This window comes from Vibrio sp. 11986-1-5, assembly GCF_963878025.1.
GTDB lineage: Bacteria > Pseudomonadota > Gammaproteobacteria > Enterobacterales > Vibrionaceae > Vibrio > Vibrio injensis.
On the sequence record NZ_CAWNVW010000005.1, the window covers coordinates 1 to 24,177 of the forward strand.

Sequence of the window (24,177 nt, forward strand, 5' to 3'; positions counted from 1 at the left end):
CTCGACTTGCATGTGTTAGGCCTGCCGCCAGCGTTCAATCTGAGCCATGATCAAACTCTTCAATTTAAGTTTTTTGTGGCTCAATGAATACTGACTTTAAACTACCATAAGTAATTCAAAGCTATTATCGTTCCAACAGAACGATAATGAATTGACTGTGCCGATAGTGCTAAAAGCGCTATCAATTGGTCACTCAGTTCATTGATACCGAAGTGCTTATTGCTAAGCATTTTGATTATCATCAACGAGTGCCCACACAGATTGATTGGTTTAAATTGTTAAAGAGCTTTGCTTGGAAGGCTCACTGAGCTTCGAAGCGGAGGTGCATTCTAGCGAGTTAATTTGAAGAGTCAAACACTTTTTCAAATTTTCTTTTTTAGAAGCTTTCTCTCAACTAACATTGCTTGAAGCCTTGTGGCATCTGCCGTGTCAGTGAGGGCGCATTATAGGGAGTTTGTTTAACTTGGCAAGTGCTTTTTTACTTTTTTTATGATTTCTCGCTCAACAGAGCGATTATTGCTCAAAAATGCCATTTCTAGTGCTATTCTTAGCTTATTTACCGCAATTTAAGCCTATTGAGGATGGTTTGATGAGTTCTATCCGAAGTTATAAAGGGGTATTACCGACGCTAAATGAACGTGTCTATATAGATAACAGTTCGGTTTTAGTGGGCGATATCACTATCGAGAGTGATTCCAGTATTTGGCCTTTAGTTGCTGCACGCGGTGACGTTAACCACATCCGTATCGGTTCACGCACCAATATACAAGACGGTAGCGTTTTACACGTCACCCATAAAAATAGCCACAATCCTAATGGCTATCCGCTCTTGATCGGTAATGATGTCACTATTGGCCATAAAGTCATGCTGCATGGCTGCACCATTCACGATCGAGTTCTGGTGGGGATGGGATCGATTATTCTTGATGGTGCCATCATTGAAAGTGAGGTAATGATAGGTGCGGGTAGCTTAGTGCCGCCCGGAAAAACCTTGGTCAGCGGCTATCTGTACGTCGGAAGTCCGGTGAAACAAGCCCGTAAGCTAACTGAAGCAGAGCGACAATTTTTACTGCAATCAGCAAGTAACTATGTACAAACTAAAAATGAGTACTTAGCTGAACCATCGCAACTCTAGCTACATCATTGTTCTAGGTCTATTGACCTTTCGAGCCCGCCCATGAGGTGTTTACGGTTTTAGCACCTCAATCATACCGGCTGAAGTGAAGCACTCTTCTTCAATTAGCTGCTCCGCTTGTTCTTCAATATCAAAGCGCCACTCACTAAACACCGTCAGTGCCTGCTGTGGGCTGGTAATCGTCACCCCAGACCAAGATTGCAGCTCAGATAACGAAATAAAACAGCCGATGAGCGCGCCACTCTGCTGCGCGGAAAAATCAACCGCTTGTAGCTGCTCATTCCATTTTTGATCATCGGTAAATAAAATCGCTTGGTTCATACGCCACCAGATAAATTTTTTCTTAATTCACGTAAGACTTGCTTAGTTCCAGGGCGCAGGCCACGCCACAACATAAAGCTTTCTGCCGCTTGGGCAACCAACATACCTAAACCATCATAAACTGAGTAGCAGCCATTGTCCTTTGCCCATTGATTAAACACCGTAAGCTGATTGCCATACATCATATCGTAAGCGACGCTATGGTTAGCAAAAATCAGTGGCGATATCTGAGGGATCTCCCCCTCTAAACTGGCAGAGGTGGAGTTAATCACAACATCAAATGAGGTTGCCAGTGTCTCCATCGGCTGAGCCACCACTGAACCATAGGCAGCGAACTGTTGACTCAACACTTCCGCTTTAGAGAAAGTGCGATTAGTGATCACCAAATCAGCAGGATGCTGATCTAACAAAGGTTTGATGACGCCTCGCGCTGCGCCGCCGGCACCAATCAATAAGATTTTCACCCCCGTCAACGCAACTTGATGCTGCAGTAAGTCTTGAACCAGCCCTTCACCATCGGTGTTATCACCAAGTAGCACACCATCATCCAGTTTTTTCAAGGTATTGACCGCGCCGGCTAACTGGGCGCGTTCTGTTAAGCGATCCGCTAACTGAAAAGCCTGTTCTTTAAATGGTACGGTGATGTTGCACCCTCTACCACCATGCGCAAAAAAATCATTCATTGCCTGCTCAAAACCATCGACCGCTGCCAATTGAGCAGTGTAAGTCATGTTTTGATTGGTTTGACGCGCAAATAAGGTATGAATAAAAGGCGATTTACTGTGGCCAATAGGGTTACCGAAGACCGCATAACGATCGTATTGAAATTCCATATCATTAACCTAATTAACAAAAAGGGTCTGACTTGACCCTATCACTGCCATGCTTGACTGTCACCACTCTCTTGGCACTAAAAATTCGGCCAAATGCGCTTCAGCGCTATTAGGCTCTGGCTGGTAGTTATATTGCCAACGCGCTAACGGAGGCATCGACATTAAAATCGACTCTGTTCGGCCCCCGGTTTGTAAACCAAATAACGTCCCTCGGTCATAGACTAAGTTAAATTCAACATAGCGCCCGCGCCGATATAACTGAAAATGTCGCTGTACTTCACCATAAGCTGTGTCTTTACGCCGCGCAACAATAGGCAAGTAAGCCTCTGTGTAACCTTTACCAACCGCTTTCATGTAGGCAAAACACTGAGCAAATGGCCATTGATTTAAGTCATCGAAAAAGAGCCCACCCACACCGCGAGTTTCATTACGGTGCGGTAAGAAGAAATAATCATCACACCAAGCCTTATGTTCAGCATAAACCTGATCACCAAAAGGCGCACATAAGGTCCGCGCCGTCGCGTGCCATGCTTGCACATCCTCTAAAAATGGGTAAAACGGCGTTAAGTCAAAACCACCGCCAAACCACCAAATGGGCGTTTCTCCCTCTTTTTCAGCAATAAAAAAGCGCACATTAGCATGAGAGGTAGGCACATAAGGATTATGCGGATGCATCACTAACGACACCCCCATCGCTTCAAAACGCCGACCAGCTAACTCAGGACGGTGTGCGGTGGCGGATGCTGGCATTTGTTGACCAGTAACATGAGAAAAATTAACGCCGCCTTGTTCAAAAACCAAACCGTCGGTCATGACTCGTGTTCGCCCACCGCCACCTAAGCGTTCGCTCGGCTCACGATGCCAGATTTCTTCGACAAACTTAGCCTTGCCATCGGCCTGTTCTAATTGCTGGCAAATACTGTCTTGTAACTCAAGCAAAAACTGCTTTACCGCTTGCTTATCAATGTCTGGCATCGTCGATTTCCTTGCTTAACCTTGTCTTAAAATTTGACCCGTTTTCGCGTCACGAATTTCACTCGGTTTATTTCTACCACCAGTTTCACCACGTAAAATAGCTGGCAGGTGCTCACCCAGTTGCTGCTCAACTTGCTCAGTGGTCATACACGGCGGCAGCCCTGTTAAATTAGCACTGGTCGAGGTAAGCGGTTTACCGAACGCATTACATAACTGTTGTACTAGTGGATGATCCGTCACTCGCACCGCAATCGAGTCAAACTGACCGCTGACCCATGACGAGACTTTCTGACTAGCAGGCATCACCCATGTAACGGGTCCCGGCCAAGTCGCATGAATCGTCGCCAATTGTTCGGCACTTAGCTGGCTTTCATCAATATACGGCAACAATTGCTGATAAGAGGCCGCAATCAAAATCAAGCCTTTTTCTACCGGTCGCTGTTTCAGCGTGAGTAGTTTTTCAATGGCTTGCGGGTTATCCGGATCGCATCCGACACCAAATACCCCTTCGGTTGGATAGGCAATAACATCACCATCACGTAATGCCTGTAAACAGAGTTGAAAATTATCCACGATACCTTTCTCTTGTGACATTTAATCGACTCACTGAGTTTACAAATTCTGGTTAAAACAGGCTAAAGCTATTTAATGACAAATGGTATCTTTGGCAAAATAACCATGACGCAAACGTTTTCCCAAGAAAAAAATACTCGTATAATGCGCGCAAGTAACCCATTCACCCTAATGTGATGATGTTTGAAGGAGTTGGAAATGAAAGTGGCGATTATTATGGGTTCGAAATCCGATTGGCCAACCATGAAGCTAGCCGCAGAGATGTTGGAGCAATTTGGGATCGATTATGAAACCAAGGTGGTGTCTGCTCACCGAACTCCTCAACTACTGGCTGATTACGCTAGCAGCGCTCAGCAACGAGGTATTAAAGTTATCATCGCTGGCGCCGGCGGCGCGGCACATTTGCCGGGCATGACGGCTGCCTTTACTAGCTTGCCTGTGCTTGGCGTGCCAGTACAATCAAAAGCCCTTAACGGGATGGACTCACTTCTCTCCATCGTGCAGATGCCAAAAGGCATTGCGGTAGGAACGCTGGCTATCGGTGAAGCGGGGGCCGCTAATGCCGGCTTATTAGCCGCTCAAATCCTCGCCACCCATGATCAAGAGATCATGGCGAAAATCGATGCCTTTCGTTTAACACAAACCGAAACCGTGCTCGCCAACCCGAATCCAGCAGAGGACTAATCAGATGCAAGTTTTAGTCTTAGGGGCTGGGCAATTAGCCCGCATGATGGCGCTAGCAGGCACTCCGCTGAATATTGAGATCCATGCGTTTGATGTAACAACCGGTAATATCGTGCAGCCGATCACAGGGCAAGTCATCGGCCAAGGGCTGGCTCTGGCCATTGAGCAAGCAGATGTAATTACCGCTGAATTTGAACATATCCCTGATGAGGTGCTTGAGCAGTGTGCGCATAGTGGCAAGCTGCTTCCCAATCAAACCGCGATTAAAGCTGGTGGCAATCGACAACGTGAAAAAGCATTACTTCAGCAAGCTGGCGTCAATAGTGCTCAATACGCCATCGTACACTCTCGTGACGATTTGCTCACTGCTATCGAAACCATTGGACTACCGATGGTTTTAAAAAGCGCGCTTGGTGGTTATGATGGCAAGGGGCAATGGCGTCTCAAACAAGCGCAAGATATTGATAACATTTTGCCTGAGCTACAAGACTGCTTAGCAAGCTCAGCGCAACAAACCATCATTGCCGAGCAATTTATCGCTTTTGATCGCGAAGTCTCGTTAATTGGCGCGAGAGGACAAGATGGCAGCATAGTGACCTATCCCCTGACGGAAAATGTGCACACCAATGGCGTGTTGAGTTTATCCACCTCGTTGGATGATCTCGCGCTACAACAACAAGCCGAAAGCATCTTTCGCGCGGTGGCGGAGAAATTAGAGTATGTGGGTGTGCTGGCTTTAGAATTTTTTGATGTCAATGGTCAGCTGCTGGTCAATGAAATTGCACCTCGAGTACATAACTCCGGCCACTGGACACAACAAGGTGCCGAAACGTGTCAATTTGAAAATCATTTGCGCGCCGTATGTGGTTTACCATTAGGCAGCACGCAACTGATCCGCCCGACAGCGATGATTAACATCTTAGGCCTTGATAGCCTACCGGACGCGTTGCTTGCTATGGAAGGGTGTCATGTCCATTGGTATGGCAAACAAAAACGCCCGGGGCGTAAGATGGGCCATATTAATATCAGTGCCGATTATAGCGGTGAACTGCAAAGACGCCTTGCGCGCCTTAGCCAGCTATTAGATAAAGAGAATTTTCCAGCGCTGCACAAACATGATTAAACGCTGACTCATCGCCTAAAACCACCCCAGCCACACATTAGGCTGGCGGTGGTGATAACAGCCCCTAACACCTTCAGCAGATCGATGACTGCTCAGCTTGCTGATAAGCCTTAGCGACTTCTTCGGCGATAATCTGAATACCTTTTTGCATTTCCTGATCATCTTGCACATAGTTCATCCGTAGACATTGATGAGTATGTGGCCAGTCTTCCTGTTGGCCAATAAAGAAATATTCACCAGGAACAACCAATACTCCTCGATCTTTAAGACGCTGATACAGCGCCATAGTGCTGATCGGCAATTCATCAAACCACAGCCATAGGAAAATCGCCCCTTCAGGTTTGTGGATCCGAAAGCGCGGGTCAGGTATCGCCTGCTGAAGTAACTTCACCGCGGTTTGTGATTTTTGTTGATAAAATGGGCGAATAACTTCATCACTCAAGCGCAGTAAATCCCCTCGCTCAATCATATGCTGAGCTATCGCGGGGCCAACACTGCCGGGGGCTAAACTAATAATGCCATTCATATTGGTTAAAGCTTGAGTCACCATTTCATTGGCGATGACAATGCCGCAACGTACGCCTGGTAATCCAAGTTTGGATAAGCTCATGCATAAAATGGTATTGTCATTCCAAAACGGTTCAACCTGTTCAAAAATGATATTAGGAAATGGCACACCATAAGCATTGTCTATGATCAACGGAATACCATTATCCCGCGCTAACTGATCGAGCTTATGGATCTCATCTTCGGTCAAGACATTACCGGTTGGATTGGTCGGTCGAGAGGCACAGATTGCTGCAATTGAAGAATCCACCTTTAACTGGTTAAAGTCGACATGGTATTTGAATAACCCATCATCAAGCATTTCAATCTCGGGTCGATAAGAGATAAACAGATCGTCATCAATCCCTGCGTCGCCATAACCAATGTATTCCGGAGCCAACGGTAGTAAAACCTTCTTATGAGAGCCATCGGGCTGCTGACCGGCGAATAAGTTAAATAAATAGAAAAAACCACTTTGGCTACCATTGGTTAAGCTGATGTTTTTCTCACTAATTTCCCAGCCATAAGTCGTTTTTAGCAGCGCAGCGAGCGATTTAACGAAACGATCTTTCCCTTGCGGACCATCGTAATTACTCAGCGCAGCGATCAGCTCACCGTTGCTCAGCATCTCAGCGCTGGTTTGATGAAAATAGTCGATCATCGCTGGTATAGCGGCAGGATTTCCGCCACCGAGCATAATAGCTCCGGGTGTGCGCAGACCATCGTTTAAATCATCCATTAATTGGGTAATACCGGAATACTGGTTAAATTTTTCACCAAATTTTGAAAACTGCATTGCTGACTGCCTAATTCATAATTGTATTAACTTGCCTAAAGGAGCATGAAACGATGCCATGCTCATCGATTAATCCTTGAACATACCGTAATGCTTTTACCTATCAAAGTACTATTTTTGAACATCAGAGTATTCAGTTGAAAAAAAGCCCAACTGATTAGAGTTGGGCTTCAATCACAAACCGTATGGTTTATTGCTAATGATTACTTTTGTAACAGAGAAATGTCAGCAATTTGCAGGAATAAGTTACGCAAGTCGTTAAGCAAAGTTAAACGGTTTTGCTTTAGCGCTTCATCATCAGCCATCACCATCACGTTATCAAAGAACGCATCAACGGGTTCACGTAGTGAGGCCAATTGACTCAGTGCTTGCTGATAATCACCTGACGCAAAGACTGGCTCAAGGGCTTCGCTCATCACGGCCACGTCTTGTGCCAAGGCTTTCTCTGCGGGTTCTTGCAATAACGCGAGATCAACCTCAGCAGGCAACTGACCAGCAAATTTCGCGAGAATATTCCCAACCCGTTTATTGGCCGCAGCCAACGCTTCTGCCGCCTCTAATTCACGGAAGTGCGACACGGCTTTTACCCGCTGATCGAAATCAGCCGGCTTGGTTGGGCGACGCGCCAACACCGCTTGAATAACATCAACACTAAAGCCTTCGTCTTGATACCAAGCGCGGAAGCGACCCAGCATGAATTCAATCACATCGTGTTCAACCGCTTCATTAGTCAAACGATCACCAAAGAGAGATTTCGCTTTCGCGACCAAATCCACTAAGTCAAGCTTGTAGCCGTATTCAACGATGATCCGCAGCACACCTAAAGAAGCGCGGCGCAAAGCAAAAGGATCAGAACCTTTTGGCGCTTGGCCAATCCCGAAAATGCCGACGATGGTATCCAGTTTATCTGCCATCGCTAGCGCAGAAGAAACCCCGTCACTCGGCAACTGATCACCAGCAAAGCGCGGCATATACTGCTCGTTCATCGCCAATGCTACCGCTTCTGGCTCACCATCATGGCGAGCATAATGCATGCCCATCACACCTTGAGTATCGGTAAACTCAAACACCATTGAGGTCATTAAATCACATTTAGCGAGCAAACCTGCACGTTTAGCTTGTGTAACGTCAGCGCCAATTTGCTCTGCAATATAACCGGCTAACTCTGTGATGCGGTCAGTCTTATCTTTAATTGTGCCCAATTTCTGCTGGAAAATAGCCGTTTCAAGCTGTGGCAAGCGATCAATCAGCTTGCTCTTGAGATCGGTATTAAAGAAGAATTCAGCATCAGCCAGACGTGGACGTACCACCTTTTCGTTACCTTCGATAACGTGGCGTGGCTCTTTAGACTCAATGTTGGTCACAAAGATAAAGTTAGGTAATAATTGCTTATTGGCGTCATACACTGGGAAGTATTTTTGGTCACCTTTCATGGTGTACACCAAGGCTTCCGACGGTACATTGAGGAATTTCTCTTCAAATTTTGCCGTTAAAACCACCGGCCATTCGACTAACGCGGTGACTTCTTCCACTAAATCGTCATCGAGTTCTGCAATACCACCCACTTGTTGGGCCGCTTGCTGAGCACCAGCAATGATCGTCGCTTTACGCGTCTCATAATCAGCAATCACTTTGCCGCGTTGCTCTAAAATGTCTGGGTACTGCTGGGCAGAATCGATAGTAAATTCTTTCTCACCCATAAAACGGTGACCACGAATGGTACGTGCTGATGCCACGCCTAAAATTTCGCCTTCGATCAACTCATCACCAAGCAGCATGGTTAAAGTTTTTACTGGGCGGATAAATTGGGTCTCTTTATCGCCCCAACGCATTGGCTTAGCGATAGGTAAGTTGGCCAATGCTTTCGCAGCCAGCTCAACCACAATGGCTTTCGCTGCTTGGCCTTTTACTTCTTTTTTAAACAGCAACCACTCACCTTGCTCGGTTTTAAGACGATCAGCTTGCTCAACGGTGATCCCATTACCACGTGCCCAACCTTGTGCTGCTTTAGTCGGATTACCTTCTGCATCAAAAGCCACTGACACCGCAGGGCCACGCTTTTCAAGTACCTTATCCGCTTGTTTTTCGGCAAGATTAGCGACTTTCAGCGCCAAACGACGGGGAGTGGCAAACCATTTTACGCCGTCATGAGTTAGCTCTGCCGCGGCAAGTTCTGTACTAAAATTGGCGGCAAACGCTTCAGCTAAAGTGCGAAGCTGCTTTGGTGGTAACTCTTCCGTACCCAGTTCAATTAAAAATTCTTTGGCCATGTTATTGCTCCTCACCCTTTTTACACATTGGGAAGCCTAGCGCTTCGCGAGAGGCGTAATACGCTTCAGCAACCGCTTTAGTGAGGTTGCGGATACGCAGGATATAACGTTGGCGCTCAGTCACCGAAATCGCCTTACGAGCATCAAGCAGGTTAAAGGCATGACCCGCTTTTAAAATCCGCTCATAGGCCGGTAATGGTAATGGTTTTTCGAGTTCAAGCAGATACTGGCACTCTTTCTCACACTGATCGAAGAAGGTGAAAAGAAAATCCACATCCGCATGTTCAAAGTTGTAGGTTGACTGCTCTACTTCATTTTGGTGGAAAATATCGCCATAGGTTACTTTACCTAATGGGCCATCTGTCCAGACTAAATCATAAACAGAATCAACACCTTGAATGTACATCGCCAAACGCTCGATACCGTAAGTGATTTCACCGGTTACGGGTTTACATTCAAGACCACCGACTTGTTGGAAGTAAGTGAACTGAGTCACTTCCATGCCGTTCAGCCACACTTCCCAGCCCAATCCCCATGCACCTAAGGTTGGGTTTTCCCAGTTGTCTTCAACAAAACGAATGTCGTGAACCAGCGGGTCAACACCTAATACCTCCAGTGATCCAAGGTATAACTCTTGAATGTTATCCGGCGATGGTTTGATGATGACTTGAAATTGATAGTAGTGCTGTAGGCGGTTCGGGTTTTCACCATAACGGCCGTCGGTTGGACGACGAGAAGGTTGAACATACGCCGTAGCGATAGGCTCTGGGCCGATAGCTCGCAGGCATGTCATTGGGTGAGAGGTACCTGCACCAACTTCCATATCTAATGGTTGAACAATGGTACAGCCTTGTTGGGCCCAATAATCCTGCAGCGCGAGGATCATACCCTGAAAGGTTTTGATGTCGTATTTTTGCATAGTCAGGTTCGCGCGATTCTTCTGTCTGAATTGATAAGAAATAGCGCACAAGTATACCGAGATATTCGCTCAGCGAGTAGGGGTAATCTTGCTTAATTAATGGTCAAAAATCCCTTTTAAAGCAATTTTGCCCATCGATTATGGCAAATTATCCCAAAACTAAACCTTGAGGTCATTTGTGACTTGAGATTTATTGACAGCCTGATTAGAATTGCGCCGTCTTTGGGGAGTAGCTTATCGTAAGAGACCTGATCTTAACGATTCGTTCGTCAACATAATTGGTGGCCCAACCACCATGGCGTTCGAGGCTAAAAATCTTTTTAGCTTAGCAAGACCTTAGACAAACAAAGCGAACCGGGGTGGGGCGTGGCGTTTGTCTATGGTTATTATAATTATCCCGCCCCACTGTGAGCCTGTCGTGAGCGCATTAGCTATTTCAATTACTACCGTCGCCTTAGCTGAAATTGGTGATAAAACCCAGCTGCTTTCTTTATTGTTAGCCAGTCGATACCGAAAACCTGTCCCTATTATCGCGGCAATATTTCTTGCCACCTTAGCGAATCATGCCTTAGCCGCTTGGCTTGGTGTGGTGGTGGCCGACTATTTGTCACCCGACATTTTAAAGTGGGTTTTAGTGGTGAGCTTTTTAATCATGGCCGGATGGGTATTGATCCCTGATAAATTGGATGAAAAGGAATCTATCTCTACCCGTGGGCCTTTTATTGCCAGCTTTATTGCCTTTTTTATTGCCGAAATTGGTGATAAAACCCAAATTGCTACCTCAATTCTCGCGGCTCAATTTGCCGATGCCTTATTGTGGGTCATTTTAGGTACCACGATTGGTATGCTGCTGGCTAATGTTCCTGTGGTGATGATCGGCAAGTTGTCAGCTAATAAACTGCCACTTGGTTTGATCCGTAAAATCACCGCCATTTTATTTATCGGTTTAGCAATTACTGCTGCACTGTTTTAAACGAATGGCTATCTTTCGATAAAAATTGTTAGTACTGGATCACGCTCTTGGCCAAAAGCCACCAAGAGCGTGATATCGGCCATATTCGTGTCATGATTGCCGTGCTAGGTTAACAATATCGTAGCGTTGCAAGAGGATTTGCTTATGCTAACACGTTATACGGGAATGACCGCCAAAAGCCAAAGCTACCTATTTACTTTCGGATTTATACTCACATTATTGGGGATGATGCTGACTAACATGTGGCTACCTATGGTGGCAGGAGCGATTATTATGGCGGCCTTAACGGTCGAGGCTTGGATCCGAGTCGCTTACATTATTCCAATGCACAATGAGTTAAGAGCACTGCAACAACAAGTGAATAAACTACAAGCAGAAATCCGAGCGATTGAGTACCAAGAATAAACTTAACCCGCAATCAGCACATATCATCAATATGCATGCTGATTACTCTAAAGATAATAAAGTAAGGCGAATTATCTAGCCTTACTTTCTTTCATCGGCTAAATCCCCAGCAATCAACCATGGCTGCCAAAGACTGCAAGATTAAGCTAAGCCTTTTTTGATCAAATACTGATAAGGTAGTTGCTCGGTTTGCTGCGCCAACAATTGATGATCCATAAAGCGGCAAAAACTGGGGATATCTCGAGTCGTGGAAGGATCATCCGCCATCACCAATAACACATCGCCAGCTTGCATGGTACGAATGGTCTTGCGCACCATCATTACTGGTTCAGGGCAACGCAGTCCTTGCGCATCAAGGGAATGGGTCGCTAATGTTGAGTCAAATGTCATGCAAAAACCTAATCGAGTAGCAAAATAAGGCGTAGATAATACGACTGAAAGAAAAATATTCAATAATCACTTGGCAAAACTCATTTTAACCACTACCTTTATTAACATACATTTAACAAGCGCTCCAATATAATAACTCTCCATTTTTCTTGGGCTTCCCCGCTGTATGGCGGGATTTTTTTTTGCTATTTATTTAGGGTTTTGCCTAGAATAGCTAGGCAAAACCCTCTCGCCGCGATTAAAACACTTTTATCTCGAACAAAATTTAACCGTGAAAGATAAACAGACCCTAAGCGCAAAACGAAGACGCAGCAAACCGTGCAGCGTCTTGGTTGTCATTAACCACGTCTCCTTTCTGTTAGAGTTTAATCACTACGCGGCCTGTCACTTGGCCTTGCGTAATCGCTTGTGCAAATTCAGGTACCTGCTCAAGAGAGATCTCGTGACACGCTTGCTCAAAATAACTGGCAGGTAAATATTGCGCGAGACTTTGCCATGCCGCAAGGCGCTTTTCTGCTGGGCAAGAGACTGAATCGACCCCTTGCAAACGTACATTACGTAAAATAAATGGCATCACTGTCGTCGGTAAATCAAAGCCGCCGGCTAAACCGCATGCCGCAACGGTACTGTTATAGTCCATTTGAGCGAGCACTTTAGCTAATATTTTGCTGCCTACGGTATCAATCGCCCCAGCCCAAAGCTGCTTTTCTAATGGCCGAGCGGGCTGTTCAAACTCGCTGCGATCAATAATTCGGCTGGCACCGAGTTTTTCTAGTAGTGGACCATTTTGTTCAACACGACCGGTTACCGCCGCAACTTTATAACCTAGGTTAGCTAATAGTGTTACCGCAACGGAACCAACGCCGCCGCTGGCACCAGTCACTAGGATTTCACCTTGTTCTGCTTTAATGCCTGCATCTAACAGAGCTTGAACACAGAGCATCGCGGTAAAGCCAGCAGTACCAATCATCATCGCTTGTTTGCTGTCCAATCCAGACACTAAAGGCACCAACCAATCAGCTTGCAGACGAGCCTTTTCAGCCATCCCCCCCCAATGGTTTTCGCCGACTCCCCATCCGGTTAATACCACTTGGTCGCCGCTTTGGTAACGAGCATCCTTAGACTCAATCACTTGGCCCGCGAGGTCGATCCCAGGCACCATGGGAAAGTGACGAATGATCTTACCTTTACCAGTAATGGCTAAACCGTCTTTATAATTGAGTGAAGAGTACTCCACGGCAACCAAAACGTCGCCATCAGGCAATTGAATCTCATCGAGTGATTCGATGGTCGCGGTTGTGTTTTTTTCTTGCTGGTTGAGGATTAGCGCTTTAAACATATTGGTCTCCGGGCTGAATATAACGAGTGAAAGTGCAATAGCCTGTGATTGGCATAAACGAACCTAGCCAACATCCTGCAGCTTCAAGTATAAAGGGGATAATCACCACACAATGGCTTCAGTATACGCAAACCCATAATGAAATGTTGTTATGTACAATTAGATTACCGCTACCATGATCACAAAGCGAACGGATAAAAAATGCCAGTCGTATGACTGGCATGTGAAAGTAAAATGGACTTAGGATAAGAAGAATTGATAAGCCGGATTATTAGTCTCATCCTTATACTGATAGCCAAGCTCATAGAGATGAGCAGAAAATCGCACTAAATCACTTTCTGCTAACTCGAAGCCACACAATACTCGTCCGTAATCCGCACCATGGTTACGATAATTAAATAAGCTAATGTTCCAATGAGTGCCTAAGGTACTCAAAAACTTGAGTAAGGCTCCCGGATACTCTGGAAATTCAAAGCTATATAAACGCTCTTTGAGTGGCTTCGAAGGTTTACCGCCTATCATGTAACGCACATGCAGCTTAGCCATTTCATCGTCAGACAGATCGACCACCGGATAACCACCCTGTCGCAAATCATGGACGATATGCTGTAATTCTTCTTGCCCTCCTAATAAACGAACACCAACAAAGATATTAGCCAGTTGGTCATCGTTATAGCGATAGTTGAACTCAGTAACCGCTCGACCACCGATAATATGGCAAAACTCAAAAAATGCCCCAGGACGTTCAGGAATGGTCACCGCCAGCAAACCTTCACGCTTCTCACCGAGTTCACACCGTTCAGAGACATAGCGTAAACCATGGAAGTTGGTATTGGCACCAGATAACACCGTAGCCAGTTGTTTATCCACCAGTTGGTGACGCTCGGCAAATTTCTTCAACCCAGCTAAAGCCAGTGCCCCTGAAGGCTCGGCAATCGCGCGCGTGTCTTCAAAAATATCTTTCACTGCCGAGCAAATTTCATCGCTAGAAACGGTGATATGGCCATCGAGGTATTGTTGGCACAAACGGAAGGTTTCATCACCAATCCGCTTCACTGCTACCCCATCAGCAAACAAACTCACTTGTTCAAGTACCACAGGTTCACCAGCATCTAACGCAGCTTTCAGACATGCTGAATCCTCTGGTTCAACGGCAATGACTTTGATATCCGGCATCAATTGCTTGATCAGCACCGCCACTCCGGCCGCAAGTCCGCCGCCGCCCACGGGCAGAAAAATATAATCGAGATGACCATTTTGCTGCAGCATCTCCATGCCTATGGTTCCTTGCCCAGCAATGACTAATGGATGATCAAAGGGCGGCACAAAAGTATAGCCATGCTGCGCTGCCAAACGTTCAGCTTCTGCTTTCGCTTCATCAAAATTATTGCCATGTAACATCACGACACCGCCAAATCCACGAACCGCCTCCACTTTAATATCAGGGGTAGTTTTGGGCATGACGATGGTGGTTTTGATGCCTAGCTTGGTACCGGATAATGCCATTCCTTGCGCATGATTACCGGCGGAGGCGGCAATCACCCCGGCTTGTTTCTGCGCATCAGATAGACTGGATAACATGGTGTAAGCACCACGTAATTTGAAAGAATGTACTGGCTGGCGATCTTCTCGTTTTAATTGCACTCGGTTTTGAATGCGCGCTGATAGGCGCGGCATTGCTTGCAGTGGCGTCACTAACGCCACGTCGTAAACAGGTGCACGCAAAATTTGCCGTAAATACTCCGCGCCGGTTTGCTTGCTTGCACTCATCCACTACCCCTCAAGTTTCGATTTATCTCGCACTGCGCCTTTATCAGCACTGGTTGCCAGACTCGCGTAAGCTTTGAGCGCTAAAGAGACTTCACGCTGACGATTAACCGGTTTCCAGCCTTGCTTATCTTGCGCGGCTCGACGCTCAGCCAACTCATCTTCTGAAACCAGTAGGCGAATCGAACGATTAGGAATATCAATCGCGATCTTATCGCCATTATTGACCAAACCTATCGTGCCACCATTAGCGGCTTCAGGAGAGACATGACCAATCGATAAGCCAGAAGTACCACCAGAAAAACGGCCATCGGTTAATAAGGCACAAGCCTTACCAAGCCCCATTGATTTAAGATAAGTGGTTGGGTAAAGCATCTCTTGCATACCCGGGCCGCCTTTAGGGCCTTCGTAGCGAATCACGACTACATCCCCAGCTTTAACTTGGCCACCTAAAATACCTTCTACCGCCGTATCTTGGCTTTCAAACACAATCGCTGGTCCCGTGAAAGTGAGATTGTCTTCATCGACGCCCGCAGTTTTAACAATACAACCGTCAAGGGCAATGTTGCCACGAAGCACCGCCAAACCACCATCTTGACTAAAGGCATGGGCTTTACTGCGAATGCAACCTGAGGCGCGATCATCGTCTAATCGATCCCAACGGCAAGATTGTGAAAATGCTTTGGTGGTACGAATGCCAGCCGGACCAGCACGGAAAAAGTCGAGCACCGCTTGATCGTCCGTTTGCATGATGTCGTATTGGGCCAATTGCTGTTGCAAGGTCATCCCCAACACAGTATGGGTTTGGTTATTGATCAATCCTGCGCGATCTAACTCGCCCAAAATTGCCATAACGCCTCCAGCGCGATGGACATCTTCCATGTGATATTTCTGGGTCGATGGCGCCACTTTACAGAGATGCGGCACTTGACGTGACATGCGGTCAATATCCGTCATATCGAAATCAATCTCTCCCTCTTGCGCCGCCGCTAAGAGATGCAAAACCGTATTGGTGGAGCCGCCCATAGCGATATCCAGCGCCATGGCATTTTCAAACGCCGCTTTATTGGCGATATTACGTGGCAGCGCCGAGTGATCGTCTTGCTCATAGTAACGCTTGGTCAATTCAACAATCCGTTTACCGGCATTGATAAATAACCCTTCGCGATCGGCATGAGTCGCCAGCATCGAACCATTACCAGGCTGGGAAAGCCCTAATGCTTCAGTTAAACAGTTCATTGAGTTAGCGGTAAACATCCCCGAGCAAGAGCCGCAAGTCGGACAAGCCGAGCGCTCAATTTGCTGGCTTTGCTGATCAGAAACCGTAGGATCGGCTCCTTGAATCATGGCATCAACCAAATCAAGCTTGATAATTTGATCGGACAATTTGGTTTTGCCCGCTTCCATCGGACCGCCAGAGACAAAAATCACCGGAATATTTAAGCGCAGCGCCGCCATCATCATTCCTGGAGTGATTTTGTCACAGTTCGAGATACAGACCATGGCATCAGCACAATGCGCATTAACCATATACTCCACCGAATCGGCAATCAGCTCCCGTGATGGCAAGGAATACAGCATGCCACCGTGGCCCATGGCAATACCATCATCCACCGCAATGGTATTAAATTCTTTGGCGATGCCGCCAGCTTTCTCTATTTCCCCCGCCACCAATTGTCCCATGTCTTTAAGATGCACATGACCCGGTACAAACTGGGTAAATGAGTTGACCACCGCAATGATCGGTTTTCCAAAATCTTCTTCTTTAACACCGGTTGCACGCCATAGGGCGCGTGCTCCGGCCATATTACGACCATGAGTGGTCGTTGCTGAACGATACTTTGCCATTGTCCGTTATCCTCTATGATTGCTTCTCTGGGTAGACATAATCCAACCAACTCCACTTATCTTCTGTGGTGCCGTTGAATAGGCCAAAGTACGCCTCTTGCATCACTTTGGTGATCGGCCCGCGCTTGCCTTCGCCAACCGTGATTTGATCGACACTGCGTACCGGAACGATTTCCGCCGCCGTTCCGGTCATGAATATTTCATCCGCCAAATACAGCGCTTCACGGGCAATATTCACTTCACGCACCGAATAGCCCATGTCTTTAGCCAGGGTCATGATCGAATCGCGGGTAATGCCCGGCAAAATAGAACTGGTGGTTGGTGGTGTGAGTAATACGCCATCTTTAATCACAAAAATATTTTCGCCGGCCCCTTCAGACAGGTAACCATCCACACTCAGTGCAATCCCCTCAGCATAACCATGACGGCGGGCTTCACCACCAACAAGCAGAGAGGATAAATAGTTACCCCCCGCTTTGGCAGCGGTTGGGATAGTATTCGGCGCAGCGCGGTGCCAGCTAGAAATCATCGCATCGACACCATTTTCTAATGCTTCATCACCTAAATAAGCGCCCCAAGGGAAAGCGGCGATGATCAACTCCATCTCAGTATTCACCGGCGGGCAAACCCCAAGGCCGACATTGCCCACAAAGCCCAACGGGCGAATATAAGCGGAGTCGAGCTTATTAATTCGCAACGTTTCCCGTGTTGCTTCCATGATTTCGTCAATTGTATAGGGAATTGGAAAACGATAAATTTTTGCCGAATCTTTCAGACGCTGAGCATGCTCGCGATGACGGAAAACGATTGGACCTTTCGGGGTGTTATAGCAACGCACGCCTTCAAAGACTGAGGTACCGTAATGCATTGCGTGAGTCAGTACATGGACATTGGCATTGGCCCATGGCACCATTTCACCGTTGAACCAAATGTAATCTGCTGTTTTTGTTGCCATTGCTTGCCTTCCTTATGCACAAATCTTTTGTTGTAAATTGTTGTTGGGGAGTTCATCGAGATTTAAAGGGGTAACGTCGACACTACGAATATCCCATAATTTTTCAATTTGGTTAACCAAGGTACTGATCGGCCGATCGCTATCGACAATGATTTCAACACTGGCGACTTGACTAATATGGTTTTGCGTTGCCGCCACTTGTCTGATAATGAAGCCGCGATGACGCACTACCCGCAGAACACGTTCTAATAGAACCGGTTTATCATCGGCTTTGATGTCTAATAAATATCTTTCCATTAGGTGTTCTCCAACATATCACTATTTGAGGCGCCGGGTGGTACCAACGGCCAAACATTTTCTTCTTCATCGATCAAAACATGCAATAGATAAGCGGTTTTACTGGCAAGCATCTCTTGCAATGCCGGCTCCACTTGCTCTTTTTTAGTGATGGTCTTACCCGGGATACCGAAGGCTTGGGCTAGCATCACGAAGTCGGGATTATCATCCAAAATCGTTTCACTATGACGGCCATCAAAAAACAACGATTGCCATTGGCGAACCATGCCTAAGCGCTGGTTATCAAGTAACACCATTTTTACTGGGATCTGACGCCGCTTAAGTGTGCCTAGCTCCTGAACATTCATCATAAAAGAGCCATCGCCTGAGATTAGGATTGATTGGTCTTCTGGACGAGCAACCGCGGCACCCATGGCAGCAGGTAAACCAAAGCCCATGGTGCCAAGACCCGCAGAGGTAATAAAGTTTTCTGGCGCTCGGGGCTGAATATGCTGCGCGGCCCACATTTGGTGCTGACCAACATCGGTGGAAACCATCGCACTGTCGGGCATCATATCGGAGAGTTGTTTAAGTAGCAGTGGCGCAAAAATCAGCTCTCCGGGATGATCGTAACGCCAAGTGAAATCACGGCGTAAGTTCTCACTGTAATCGGCCCATGAGGAAATATCATGGTTTAACTCCAGTTGTGGAAGAATGCGATTAATATCGCCACGCAAAGCGGCGTTGGCTCGGCGTAATTTATTAAATTCAGCGGCATCAATATCGATATGAATCACTTTCGCATGCGGTGCAAAAGTATCCAGCTTGCCAGTGACTCGGTCATCAAAACGCGCGCCCACCACAATCAATAAATCACTCTCTTGCACCACTAAATTAGCGGCTTTGGTACCATGCATACCCAACATACCCAGATAATGCGGGTCATGCCGTTCTATCGTACCGAGCCCTTTTAAGGTACTCACTGAAGGCATGGGATTTAAACGCAAGAACTCGCGCACCGTAGCAGTCGCTTTCGCCAATTGCACACCACCACCCACATACAACACTGGACGCTGACTGGCAGACAATAGCTGCTGCGCCGTGTGCAATTGCTCAGGGCAAGCTTCAGGCATCGCTGGTGGTGTAAATACAGGCAAGGTAAAACTTGGCGCTTGGGCTAACTGAACATCTTTCGCGATATCAACGATAACCGGCCCCGGACGACCGGTTTTTGCCACCTCAAACGCTTCCGCCAATGTCGCCGCCAATTCACCAATATCGGTCACCAGATAACTGTGTTTGGTACAAGAAAGCGACATCCCTATCACATCCATCTCTTGGAAAGCATCCGTACCAATGTGCGAGCTCGCCACTTGGCCAGTAATCGCCACTAGAGGCACCGAGTCAAGAAAAGCATCCGCAAGGCCGGTGACTAAATTGGTCGCTCCAGGTCCCGAGGTTGCCATACAGACCGCCACGCTTTGGGTTGAGCGAGCCATACCAATGGCCGCCATCGCCGCTCCTTGTTCATGGCGACAAAGGATATGTTCTACCCCACCATCATAGAGTGCATCATAAATAGGCATGATGGCACCACCAGGGTAACCAAAAACGGTTTTGATGCCCTGTTGCTGTAAGGCGGCAACGACAAGTTGTGCTCCCGTCATTGTACCCCTCCTGAAGCGCGCGTTGCGCCATTAACGTTGTTGTGTTTGCACTTCATGTGCCGCTCCCATTCTTCCTGTCCATATCTGGTTGGATAATCACCGATCAGATTGCACGATGTCGTTAGATAGTTGAAAAAAAACCCCCGAACTTTTCAGTGCGGGGGTCTTTTTAAATTTGTGTGTTATTTTGCGCCCACAAGCCCCCGCGCCGTCATAATAATGACCACGATCAGCAGGTTAATTAGTGCGTTAATGCGAGCGTTAAAATTCATAATAATCGTTCTATATGTTGCCGTACTGAGTACGTAATTGTTTGCGGTTCTAGTGGTAACACACATATCTGTTACATGACAAGCAAAAACTGATTATTTTTTCACATTCTCTTAAGCTTATTTGTGCGGCTTCTATCGAAATATCACCATTTTTATCCTCAGCATGCTGATTATTCAAACGTTTTTCAGGCACATTGCCACTAGAAGTCAACCTAACGATAAAGAGAAAAAATGGGCCTTGCGATTATTCATAGCCGAGCCAGCATTGGCGTCCAAGCACCAGAAGTTACGGTGGAAGTGCACATCAGTAACGGCATGCCAGGCTTCACCTTAGTCGGTCTCCCCGAAACCACGGTCAAAGAATCCAAAGACCGAGTACGCAGTGCGATTATTAACTCACGCTTCGAGTTTCCCGCTAAACGAATCACGGTTAACTTGGCACCTGCCGATCTCCCCAAAGAAGGGGGGCGGTTTGATTTACCCATCGCACTGGGAATTTTAGCGGCTTCAGAACAAATACCTCACACCCATTTAGCCAGTTATGAGTTTATTGGTGAGTTGGCATTGTCGGGAGAAATACGGCGCGTGAAGGGAGTTTTGCCCGCGGCATTGGCAGCGAATCATGCTCAACGCAGTTTGGTGGTACCACAAGATAACGGCGATCAAGCGGCGTTGGTCGGTGAAAGCAACCATAAATCAGCACAAACCCTGTTAGAAGTTTGCGCGGATTTATGTGGCCAAAAAAGTTTAATCCTGTTTCAAAGCGAACCGATTGTACAACCACCCGATCACTCTCGAGATCTACAAGATATTATTGGTCAGCAACAAGGCAAGCGAGCGCTGGAAATTGCCGCAGCAGGTAATCATAACCTACTGTTTTTAGGTCCTCCCGGTACAGGCAAAACCATGCTTGCTTCGCGGCTGTGTGATTTACTACCAGAAATGAGTGAAGAGGAAGCGATGGAAACCGCCTCTGTCGCCTCACTGACCCAACAGGAGATCAATCAGTACAACTGGAAACGTCGTCCTTTTCGATCACCACACCACTCAAGCTCGATGGCGGCCTTGGTGGGCGGCGGTACGATTCCACGGCCAGGAGAAATCTCCTTAGCCCATAACGGCCTATTATTTCTCGACGAGATGCCTGAATTTGAACGAAAAGTGCTTGATTCACTCCGTGAGCCCCTTGAATCAGGAGAGATCATTATTTCACGCGCCCAAGGTAAGACTCGCTTTCCGGCCCGCTTTCAACTGGTGGGCGCACTCAATCCCAGTCCTACCGGCTACTATGAAGGCAATCAAGCAAGGGTCAACCCGCAAGTGATCCTGCGCTATTTAAGTCGACTTTCTGGCCCTTTGCTAGACCGATTTGATATGTCGATTGAAATTCCCGCGCTACCAAAAGGGACGCTATCTCAAGGCGGTGATCGAGGAGAAACAACAGAAGTCGTACGGCAACGAGTACAGATAGCGCGCGAGCGGATGCTGGCACGCAGCGGCAAGGTTAACGGGCTGCTACAAAGTCGTGAGATTGATATTTTTTGCCCATTAGCTCGTTCGGATGCAGAGTTCTTAGAAGCCGCATTGCATCGCTTAGGCTTATCCGTCCGCGCTTATCACCGGATCATTAAAGTGGCACGGACTATCGCAGATTTAGAGGGCGTAGCCGATATTCAGCGATCACATCTGGCGGAAGCGCTCGGTTACCGTGCAATGGATAGGCTGCTCAAACAATTGGTTGCGCAGGCCGTGTAAGCATCACTCAATAATCGGAAAATATGGCTAAATGACACCGTGGAGTTGTGTATAAAAAATCATGCATTGCTCTACTCAGCAATGCATGATTCGATTAACCAACGACAATGTGAGATGCCTGAAAAACTATTGCGTTAATAAATAATTACTGTGTTAACAAATAATTGACTAGCTCAAAATACTCATCAACGGTTTTGATACCCTGAGCTTGCACTAGGTAACGGTTGTTCACCACCACAGCAGGTACACCAGTTAAACCGCTATCTTGGAACTGTTTATCAAAACGGCGTACCATAGAATCGACCGCAAAACCATTAAACGCCGCATCAAATTTTGCGCCATCGATCCCTTCATCGGTGAATATTTGACGCAACTCTTGATCGTTTTTCGGTGCTTTACGTTGATTATGAATACGATTAAACATCACTGGCAACATTTGCTCTTCAACGTTTAAAGCCAGCATCGTCGCATACGCTTTACTCATCGACTTACCCATATTACCGCCCATAAAAGATACATGATTCTTTTGTAGACGTACTTCTGCAGGTAATTGTTCTTTAAGCTGTTTAATTATCGGCTCAAACGAATAGCAATGCGGGCAGTAAAACGAAAAATATTCACTGACACTAGGCTGGCTAGCCTTGGGTAAATCAAGCACTTTGTAGTGCACTCCCTCTTTAAACTGAGCAGCGTGAACTGAAAGGCTTAATATTAGGGTTGCAACCAGTGCAAACAGCTTTTTCATGATTAAACTCCATTATTCCTTTGATGAGGCAAGTTACCAATTTGGCATCAGTGATAGAGAAGGTTCTTCTAAGGCAGCTAGCTGCTCTTTAAACGCAAGCACTTGACCTTCCCAATATTTTGGATCATTGAACCACGGGAAGGCGAGTGGAAACGCTGGATCATGCCAGCGTTTAGCCAACCAAGCCATATAATGCACCATGCGTAGACCACGTAATGGCTCAATAAGTTTCAATTGCTGTGGATTAAAATCACAAAACTCTTGATAACCTTCCAATAAAATATCCAGTTGAACGAGCTTCTCTTGGCGGTCGCCACTGAGCAACATCCATAAATCTTGCACCGCAGGCCCATTACGCGCATCATCTAAATCAACAAACATTGGCCCATCTCGCCATAAAATATTGCCGGGATGACAGTCACCATGCAAGCGAATAGCGCTCTGCGTTGGTTGCCAATACTGTTCAATGCGCTCTATTAACAAATTGAGATCATTAAAAAAAGTATTTTGTAAATGTGATGGAATAAACGACGCTTGCTCTAAGATCCGTTTCGGTTGATATAAATACTCATCTAATCCTAAGTTTGGGCGATGAATAAAAGTTTTACTCTCCCCTATTTTATGAATTCGCCCTAAAAAACGCCCCACCCACTCTAATTGCTGCGGATTATCTACTTCAAACTGACGTCCACCCATGCTAGTAAACAATGCAAAGTAGTAACCTTGATAGCGATGTAAACTACTGCCATTGATCACCAAAGGGGGAGCTAATGGAATTTCTGCCGCAGCGAGTTCTAAAGCGAAATCGTGCTCTTCTTGGATTTGTTGCTCCGTCCAACGTTGGGGCCGATAGAACTTAACGACAAAGCGTCGGTTCTCTTCATCGGTAAATTGATAGACTCGGTTTTCATAACTATTAAGGGCTAAAAAGCCTGATTCAGCACGAATACCGATACTTTCTAGCGCATACCAAATTAAATCCGGTGTCAGAGCATCAAAATGGAAAGTCGCTTGCGTCATTGCATAAAAGGGATCATTACTGAGCCCCTTGCCATAGTGAAAACATATTGGTCAGCTTATACCAAGGAAAACTCAAGGTAACCATTGCTCATCATTCATTTATTTTTATTCTGACAAAATCCCACGCGCACGTAAGATCGCTGTTTTAAAATCATCTTCGTAGTCTTTTTTAAGGCCAGGGATCACTTCATCTTTACTGCTATTGCGCATTTTTAAATGATAAATCAGTACATCATCAGTTAACTCACTCAGCTCACCTTGATAGCCAGCTTCTTGAGCTAACACACCAATAAACTGGACTAAATTTAGCTCTGATTGCTTATGCCACTCTGGCTCCAATAAGGCCAATAGCTCTTCAACACGATGGCATTTCATGCTCGTCTCCACATGGTTGTGATGGTTTTTCACTAAAGTAGCAAATTGCTTTCGAGCAAACAATCAGCAAGGGAAGCGTAAGCGAGTTAACTAGAGAGATAAAGCGCCATCAACGCAAAATCAATCAGCCATAGTCCTATCTATGGAGATAGCCAGAGTGGAAAACTCGAAAGTCGAGAGCAAAAGACAAAAAAAAGCGCAGAAAATAAGCTGCG

23 protein-coding genes, 1 rRNA gene and 1 riboswitch are annotated in these 24,177 nt (G+C 46.5%); of the genes, 6 read left to right on the forward strand and 18 right to left on the reverse strand.

From position 1 onward, the window contains the following. Nucleotides 1–66: ribosomal RNA gene (locus AACS00_RS01875) — 16S ribosomal RNA — on the reverse strand; the annotation flags it as partial. 523 nt (nucleotides 67–589) lie between these two features. Here AACS00_RS01875 and AACS00_RS01880 point away from each other — a divergent pair. Continuing rightward, nucleotides 590–1,135 carry a gamma carbonic anhydrase family protein gene (locus AACS00_RS01880; RefSeq protein WP_072670278.1) on the forward strand — a complete coding sequence of 182 codons (546 nt, stop codon included), beginning with the start codon at nucleotides 590–592 and terminating at the stop codon, nucleotides 1,133–1,135. 51 nt (nucleotides 1,136–1,186) lie between these two features. Here the strand turns inward: AACS00_RS01880 and AACS00_RS01885 are convergent, their stop codons facing one another. The 4 genes from AACS00_RS01885 to AACS00_RS01900 are packed head-to-tail and all read right to left on the reverse strand — an operon-like array spanning nucleotide 1,187 to nucleotide 3,837. Beyond that, the gene (locus AACS00_RS01885; protein WP_072670222.1) at nucleotides 1,187–1,456 is read right to left on the reverse strand and encodes a DUF1488 family protein; all 270 of its coding nucleotides are present in this window, start codon (nucleotides 1,454–1,456) and stop codon (nucleotides 1,187–1,189) included. Continuing rightward, complete coding sequence (gene aroE / locus AACS00_RS01890) at nucleotides 1,453–2,289, reverse strand: shikimate dehydrogenase (protein WP_072670223.1); 837 nt, start codon at nucleotides 2,287–2,289, stop codon at nucleotides 1,453–1,455. Before aroE ends, AACS00_RS01885 begins: the two co-directional genes overlap by 4 nt. Before the next feature lie 60 nt (nucleotides 2,290–2,349). After that, nucleotides 2,350–3,264, reverse strand: coding sequence for an oxygen-dependent coproporphyrinogen oxidase (gene hemF / locus AACS00_RS01895; RefSeq protein ID WP_110168318.1), 915 nt, complete (start codon nucleotides 3,262–3,264; stop codon nucleotides 2,350–2,352). Nucleotides 3,265–3,279: 15 nt separating this feature from the next. After that, a complete protein-coding gene (locus tag AACS00_RS01900; protein WP_110168350.1) occupies nucleotides 3,280–3,837 on the reverse strand; it encodes an L-threonylcarbamoyladenylate synthase in 558 nt (185 codons plus the stop codon). A gap of 198 nt (nucleotides 3,838–4,035) precedes the next feature. Here AACS00_RS01900 and purE point away from each other — a divergent pair, with 198 nt between their 5' ends. Both purE and AACS00_RS01910 read left to right on the forward strand, forming a co-directional pair. After that, entirely contained in the window at nucleotides 4,036–4,521 is a 486-nt protein-coding gene (gene purE, locus AACS00_RS01905; RefSeq protein ID WP_110168319.1) for a 5-(carboxyamino)imidazole ribonucleotide mutase, read from the forward strand. Nucleotides 4,522–4,525: 4 nt separating this feature from the next. Continuing rightward, the gene (locus AACS00_RS01910) at nucleotides 4,526–5,644 is read left to right on the forward strand and encodes a 5-(carboxyamino)imidazole ribonucleotide synthase (RefSeq protein WP_110168320.1); all 1,119 of its coding nucleotides are present in this window, start codon (nucleotides 4,526–4,528) and stop codon (nucleotides 5,642–5,644) included. 73 nt (nucleotides 5,645–5,717) lie between these two features. On the opposite strand, the gene AACS00_RS01915 is transcribed toward AACS00_RS01910, so the two are convergent. From AACS00_RS01915 to glyQ, 3 genes are all read right to left on the reverse strand, one after another. Next, entirely contained in the window at nucleotides 5,718–6,986 is a 1,269-nt protein-coding gene (locus AACS00_RS01915; protein ID WP_110168321.1) for a valine--pyruvate transaminase, read from the reverse strand. A 203-nt stretch (nucleotides 6,987–7,189) separates the two neighbouring features. Continuing rightward, nucleotides 7,190–9,256: a glycine--tRNA ligase subunit beta gene (gene glyS / locus AACS00_RS01920; protein ID WP_110168322.1), complete on the reverse strand. Its 2,067-nt coding sequence runs from the start codon at nucleotides 9,254–9,256 to the stop codon at nucleotides 7,190–7,192. A gap of 1 nt (nucleotide 9,257) precedes the next feature. Further along, complete coding sequence (gene glyQ, locus AACS00_RS01925) at nucleotides 9,258–10,175, reverse strand: glycine--tRNA ligase subunit alpha (RefSeq protein ID WP_072670230.1); 918 nt, start codon at nucleotides 10,173–10,175, stop codon at nucleotides 9,258–9,260. A 212-nt stretch (nucleotides 10,176–10,387) separates the two neighbouring features. Further along, a riboswitch (yybP-ykoY riboswitch) is annotated at nucleotides 10,388–10,502 on the forward strand. 91 nt (nucleotides 10,503–10,593) lie between these two features. On the opposite strand from glyQ, the gene AACS00_RS01930 reads away from it, so the two are divergent. Both AACS00_RS01930 and AACS00_RS01935 read left to right on the forward strand, forming a co-directional pair. Further along, nucleotides 10,594–11,148: a TMEM165/GDT1 family protein gene (locus AACS00_RS01930; RefSeq protein ID WP_110168323.1), complete on the forward strand. Its 555-nt coding sequence runs from the start codon at nucleotides 10,594–10,596 to the stop codon at nucleotides 11,146–11,148. Nucleotides 11,149–11,292: 144 nt separating this feature from the next. Next, a complete protein-coding gene (locus AACS00_RS01935; RefSeq protein ID WP_110168324.1) occupies nucleotides 11,293–11,553 on the forward strand; it encodes a hypothetical protein in 261 nt (86 codons plus the stop codon). Nucleotides 11,554–11,694: 141 nt separating this feature from the next. Here AACS00_RS01935 and tusA read toward each other — a convergent pair whose 3' ends face one another. The 7 genes from tusA to ilvG all read right to left on the reverse strand — a co-directional run bounded on the left by tusA (nucleotide 11,695) and on the right by ilvG (nucleotide 19,795). Beyond that, nucleotides 11,695–11,943: a sulfurtransferase TusA gene (gene tusA, locus AACS00_RS01940; protein ID WP_072670233.1), complete on the reverse strand. Its 249-nt coding sequence runs from the start codon at nucleotides 11,941–11,943 to the stop codon at nucleotides 11,695–11,697. Between the two features lie 358 nt (nucleotides 11,944–12,301). Beyond that, entirely contained in the window at nucleotides 12,302–13,282 is a 981-nt protein-coding gene (acuI, locus tag AACS00_RS01945; protein WP_110168325.1) for an acrylyl-CoA reductase (NADPH), read from the reverse strand. Between the two features lie 240 nt (nucleotides 13,283–13,522). Further along, nucleotides 13,523–15,052, reverse strand: coding sequence for a threonine ammonia-lyase, biosynthetic (ilvA, locus tag AACS00_RS01950; RefSeq protein WP_072670235.1), 1,530 nt, complete (start codon nucleotides 15,050–15,052; stop codon nucleotides 13,523–13,525). Between the two features lie 3 nt (nucleotides 15,053–15,055). Then, the gene (gene ilvD / locus AACS00_RS01955; protein ID WP_110168326.1) at nucleotides 15,056–16,897 is read right to left on the reverse strand and encodes a dihydroxy-acid dehydratase; all 1,842 of its coding nucleotides are present in this window, start codon (nucleotides 16,895–16,897) and stop codon (nucleotides 15,056–15,058) included. Between the two features lie 13 nt (nucleotides 16,898–16,910). Then, nucleotides 16,911–17,852 (reverse strand): branched-chain-amino-acid transaminase, encoded by a 942-nt coding sequence (ilvE, locus tag AACS00_RS01960; RefSeq protein WP_110168327.1) that lies wholly within the window; start codon nucleotides 17,850–17,852, stop codon nucleotides 16,911–16,913. A gap of 12 nt (nucleotides 17,853–17,864) precedes the next feature. Continuing rightward, nucleotides 17,865–18,149 (reverse strand): acetolactate synthase 2 small subunit, encoded by a 285-nt coding sequence (gene ilvM / locus AACS00_RS01965; RefSeq protein ID WP_072670238.1) that lies wholly within the window; start codon nucleotides 18,147–18,149, stop codon nucleotides 17,865–17,867. Next, entirely contained in the window at nucleotides 18,149–19,795 is a 1,647-nt protein-coding gene (gene ilvG, locus AACS00_RS01970) for an acetolactate synthase 2 catalytic subunit (RefSeq protein WP_072670239.1), read from the reverse strand. The genes ilvM and ilvG overlap by 1 nt, the downstream gene beginning before the upstream one ends. A gap of 503 nt (nucleotides 19,796–20,298) precedes the next feature. Between ilvG and AACS00_RS01975 the strand changes: the two genes are divergently transcribed. Next, nucleotides 20,299–21,822, forward strand: coding sequence for a YifB family Mg chelatase-like AAA ATPase (locus AACS00_RS01975; RefSeq protein ID WP_110168328.1), 1,524 nt, complete (start codon nucleotides 20,299–20,301; stop codon nucleotides 21,820–21,822). A gap of 145 nt (nucleotides 21,823–21,967) precedes the next feature. Here AACS00_RS01975 and AACS00_RS01980 read toward each other — a convergent pair whose 3' ends face one another. The 3 genes from AACS00_RS01980 to AACS00_RS01990 form a co-directional block, all read right to left on the reverse strand. After that, on the reverse strand, nucleotides 21,968–22,567 hold the full coding sequence (locus AACS00_RS01980; protein ID WP_110168329.1) for a thiol:disulfide interchange protein DsbA/DsbL: 600 nt from the start codon (nucleotides 22,565–22,567) through the stop codon (nucleotides 21,968–21,970). Nucleotides 22,568–22,600: 33 nt separating this feature from the next. Next, the gene (locus tag AACS00_RS01985; protein WP_110168330.1) at nucleotides 22,601–23,587 is read right to left on the reverse strand and encodes a serine/threonine protein kinase; all 987 of its coding nucleotides are present in this window, start codon (nucleotides 23,585–23,587) and stop codon (nucleotides 22,601–22,603) included. Between the two features lie 105 nt (nucleotides 23,588–23,692). Continuing rightward, nucleotides 23,693–23,962, reverse strand: a complete 270-nt coding sequence (locus AACS00_RS01990) for a YihD family protein (RefSeq protein ID WP_110168331.1) — start codon at nucleotides 23,960–23,962, stop codon at nucleotides 23,693–23,695. Nucleotides 23,963–24,177: the final 215 nt, after the last annotated feature.